At 66.4% G+C, this 298-nt stretch carries 1 pseudogene; it reads right to left on the bottom strand.

Annotated elements, in window-relative coordinates:
* Positions 1-298 (bottom strand): annotated as a pseudogene (locus tag INF86_RS22410) (MFS transporter); the annotation flags it as partial.

Here is a 298-nt window from a genome sequence, read left to right as displayed (position 1 = left end):
AATACGCCAGCCCCAGCTCATGAACTGTTCATCGGTCAGCAGCCAGGAGAGGAGCAGGAAGGTGCCGTTCGCGAAGAAGAAGCCAATCGGCGCGCCCAGCTGTGGGAAAGAGCCATACAGGGCACGCTTACGCGCCGGGGCGTTCTCGGTCGCCAGCAGCGCCGCGCCGCCCCATTCCCCGCCCCGCCCCAGGGCCTGACCAAAGCGCGCCAGCGCCTGCAGCACAGGCGCCAGTATGGCGATAGTTTCTTAGGTCGGCAGCAGGCCGATGGCGACGGTGGAGATCCCCATCGTCAGC

Source organism: Enterobacter cloacae complex sp. I1M, from assembly GCF_014982425.1.
In the GTDB taxonomy this organism is placed as follows: Bacteria; Pseudomonadota; Gammaproteobacteria; order Enterobacterales; family Enterobacteriaceae; genus Enterobacter; species Enterobacter intestinihominis.
Note: the sequence above shows the minus strand (reverse complement) of the source record. Positions and strands in the feature narration are given on the sequence as shown.